The following is a 4,088-nucleotide window of genomic DNA, read 5'->3' on the forward strand; positions in this document are numbered from 1 at the left end:
AATGGTGTTATCATGCAGTCATACATACAAAAAGTAAGTGCAGGTGAGAACCTGACATTGCAAGAGGCTGAGAAAGCTATCACAGAGATATTCACTCAGGCCACAGATGCCCAGATAGCCGGATTGCTCATGGCTTTGAAAATGAAAGGTGAGACTGCTGATGAGATCGCAGGGTTCGCATGCGGTATGAAAAAAGCTGCCAGGAGCATACACCCTGATGTGAAAGGCACACTTGTGGATGTCGTGGGAACCGGGGCGGACAGACATAATACAATTAACGTTTCAACCGCAGCTGCCATCATTGCTTCTGCAGCGGGAGTGAACGTGGCAAAGCACGGAAACCGTGCTATCACTTCTCTTTCCGGCAGTGCGGATGTACTGGAACAGTTGGGGATAAAGATCGATAAAGATCCTGAATACGTGAAAGCATCAATTGAAAAGATAGGTATCGGATTCATGCTTGCGCCGGTATTCCATCCTGCAATGAAAAGAGTTGCAGGCATAAGGAAGGAAATGGGTGTAAGGACAATTTTCAATATCCTGGGCCCTCTAACAAATCCTGCAAGTGCGGATGCACAGCTCATAGGCGTATACGATCCCGGCCTCTGTGAGGTATTCGCACAGGTACTCAGGAAAATGGGTGCAAAGCGGGCTATCATCGTACATGGGGACGGCATGGACGAGATCTCCAACATCTCAGAGACGCAGGTTGCAGAGCTTAAAGATGGAACGATCAGGACATACACGATCTCTCCCGAAGACCTGGGCATCAAGAGGGCAAAGGCTACAGATATCGTAGGCGGCACGCCTGCTGAGAACGCAAAGGATATGATCTACATTTTCAAAGGGGAAAAGGGGCCTAAAAGAGATCTTATTGTCATTAATGCCGCAGCCGCACTCTATGTTGCAGGTGCAGCCGACTCTCTGAAGGAAGCCATACCCTTGGTCGAGGCAGTCATTGATTCAGGTAAGGCCATGGAAAAGCTCAGACAGTTCAGCGACAAGACCTTTGAAGGCATAGAATATGAGATCTCCTGTAAGAGCGAAGATCTGCGGTATGCGGTGTGCTGAAGACATAGCACTGGCCGTGAAGTTTGGAGCCGATGCTGTAGGGTTCGTAACGGAAGTACCAGTACACAGTCCCAGGAAGCTCGACACTGCAACTGCATCATCCCTTATCTCACAGGTACCGTTGTTCGTGGATTCTGTGCTTGTGATCATGCCGGAGAACGGGGAGGAAGCTGTGGAACTTATTGATATATGCAAGCCGGACATCGTCCAGCTGCATAACGACCTCCTACTTGCAGATCTTGAATATATAAGGGATAATGTCCGGCAGAAGATCATCAAGACATTCACCATACCTGCTGATAAAAATAACATTCTGGAAGAGATGGACCCTGCAATAGCTACAATGGAAGAGAGGTTCGAGAATGATCTCATAGATGGCGTACTCCTTGACTCCAGCAAAGCCGGGATGGTGGGCGGGACCGGTGCTGTGCATGATTGGTCTGTGAGCAGGCAAATAGTGGAAAGGCTTGAAGCCCCAGTGATGCTTGCAGGCGGCCTGAACCCCGAAAATGTGAGCCAGGCAGTGGAAGAAGTAAGGCCCTATGCAGTGGATGTCGCGTCTGGAGTTGAGAAAAATGGAAAGAAGGACCCTGATAAAGTGCGCAGGTTCATTTCACAGATAAGGTGTGCAAATGGTTGAGTTCGATCTTAATAAAGAAGATTTTATTGCTCTTGTTGAACGCTCAAAGACACCCGCCATCGTACAGCTAATGGCTAAGGTGGATAGCATATGCACTCCCCTGCAACTGTATGCGACATTGCAGAATGCAAATTATTCGTATCTTCTTGAATCGGTGGAAAAGGAAAAAAGGCATGCAAGATACTCTTTTGTGGGTTCGGAACCAGAGATAGTGGTAGCTATAAAGGACAGATACCTCACCATCGATTGCCAGAAGAACTCCGAGCTTTCAAAGTTCATCTATGATAAAGTAAAAGCCATGGGGACTACTGAATCGCTCATCGGAGGCAGGTTCAGGGTACAATTAAAGGAACAGGATGATGATCTTGCTGCCTTACGTGAGGTATTCCCTACAAGCAACAATGTTGAGCTCCTCAATCAGAAACGCTTTGACAGGCAAACCTTCCTTGGAGGAGCTATCGGTTATAATAGTTATGAACTGGTCTACGATCCCTGGATCGGCAGGGAAAAGAAGGCCGATGCTGACACGCCTGAGATGCATTTTGCCATAATGACAAAGACATTTGTCTTTGACCACATAACCAATGAAACATATCTGGTCATAACTCCGTTCGTTACAAAGGAAAGTGATCTTGAAGCAGTATACGAACACGCTTTAGCAGATGCGCAGCTCATGGAGCGCTCATTGCACATGTCCTCCGTGATAGGCATCAGTTCCGATATACTAGCAAAGGTAAAGTCAGAAGAACCTGTACCAAGCACTGATCAGGAAACTTTTGAAAAAGCAGTGCTGGCTGCAAAGCAGCATATCATTGATGGAGATATCTTCCAGGTGGTGCTTTCACGCAGGTACACTGTCAAAATGAGCCAGACCCCACTGCAACTGTACATACGGCTCAGGGACATAAACCCAAGCCCTTACATGTACATTTTCAATTTCAAAGATATCGGTATCGTGGGTGCAAGTCCCGAAACCCTCATGACGGTCTATGACAGGAAGGTCATCACCAATCCCATTGCAGGCACATGTCCGCGAGGTAAGGATGAGGACGAGGACAAAGAACTTGCCTCTCACATGCTGAAAGATCAGAAAGAAAGAGCTGAGCATATCATGCTCGTAGACCTGGGACGCAATGATGTGAGGATGGTCTCAAAGGGCGGAACGGTCAAGGTGGATGACCTCATGAGCGTGGTAAAATATTCTCATCTCCAGCATATAGAGAGTACTGTAAGTGGAGAACTGAGGGACGAATGTGATCAGTTCGATGCCACACGCGCCATCTTCCCGGCAGGTACGCTATCCGGTGCACCCAAGATACGTGCTATGGAGATCATCGATGACCTGGAGCCAAATGCCAGAGGCATATACGGTGGTGGTGTGGGGTATTATTCCTGGAACGGTGATGCTGACTTTGCCATAGTCATCAGGACTGTTCTGATCAGGAACAATACTGCCTATGTGCAGGCCGGAGCAGGCATCGTGGCGGACTCAGATCCGACATACGAATACCTGGAAACCGAGCGAAAAATGGCCGCAATGATAAAAGCCATCGGGGGGAAATAATGAGGGTATTGTTCATCAACAACAAGGATTCCTTTGTCTGGAACCTTGTGGACTATGTTTCCATATTCGAACCGGACACAGTGATCGTTCCGAATATCATCTCCCCGGAAGAAGTAAGGAAGATAAAGCCTGATGCCATCGTGGTGTCTCCTGGCCCGGGCACGCCCCATAAGACAGAGGATGTGGGAGCCTGTCTCGATATCATAAGGGATCTTGGCCCTCATATCCCTTTGCTAGGTGTATGTTTCGGTCATCAGGCCATCAATGCAGCTTTCGGAGGCACCGTTGGACATGCAAAAAGCGGCCCGATACATGGCAAGACATCTGACGTTACTCATGTAGATTCACCGCTTTTTGATGGTATACCACAGACCTTCAGAGGTGGACGGTACCATTCCCTTGCCATTGAAAAGCTGGCGGATGAACTAAAAGTGACCGCAAGGACACCTGATGGCATTATCATGGCCGTAGAACACATGAAGTATCCTATATACGGTGTGCAGTTCCATCCGGAATCCGTGCTCACTGAAAGCGGTATGAAGATCATCGAGAACTTCCTGAAGATAGCCGGCATGCATAAGGATTAAGCCTTTGCAGGTTTATTGAGGACCATGCTTGTCGGTATCACAGGAACACCCGGGACGGGTAAAACATCGGTCACAGCCCAACTGGAAAAAAAGCCCGGTTACCAGGTGATCCATCTCAATGAACTGATCAGAGAAGAAAAGCTTTACTCCGAGGTGGATGCCGAAAGGGACTGTGTAGTGGCTGATATGGACCTTGTGGAGCAGAGGGTCATGGAAAAAGTCGACA

The 4,088-nt window shown here is 48.2% G+C and carries 5 protein-coding genes; all 5 read left to right on the forward strand.

The features are described 5' to 3' along the window. Positions 1-12: 12 nt before the first annotated feature. Positions 13-1,071, forward strand: coding sequence for an anthranilate phosphoribosyltransferase (gene trpD, locus A4E24_RS08870; RefSeq protein ID WP_292352930.1), 1,059 nt, complete (start codon positions 13-15; stop codon positions 1,069-1,071). Beyond that, positions 1,025-1,711: a phosphoribosylanthranilate isomerase gene (locus A4E24_RS08875; protein ID WP_292352926.1), complete on the forward strand. Its 687-nt coding sequence runs from the start codon at positions 1,025-1,027 to the stop codon at positions 1,709-1,711. Before trpD ends, A4E24_RS08875 begins: the two co-directional genes overlap by 47 nt. Continuing rightward, on the forward strand, positions 1,704-3,275 hold the full coding sequence (gene trpE, locus A4E24_RS08880; protein ID WP_292352927.1) for an anthranilate synthase component I: 1,572 nt from the start codon (positions 1,704-1,706) through the stop codon (positions 3,273-3,275). The genes A4E24_RS08875 and trpE overlap by 8 nt, the downstream gene beginning before the upstream one ends. Continuing rightward, positions 3,275-3,862, forward strand: coding sequence for an aminodeoxychorismate/anthranilate synthase component II (locus tag A4E24_RS08885; RefSeq protein WP_292352928.1), 588 nt, complete (start codon positions 3,275-3,277; stop codon positions 3,860-3,862). Before trpE ends, A4E24_RS08885 begins: the two co-directional genes overlap by 1 nt. Positions 3,863-3,886: 24 nt before the next feature. Further along, on the forward strand, positions 3,887-4,088 hold a 202-nt coding region (locus tag A4E24_RS08890; RefSeq protein ID WP_292352929.1), incomplete at its 3' end, for an AAA family ATPase.

This window comes from Methanomethylovorans sp. PtaU1.Bin093, from assembly GCF_002067275.1.
Lineage (GTDB): Archaea > Halobacteriota > Methanosarcinia > Methanosarcinales > Methanosarcinaceae > Methanomethylovorans.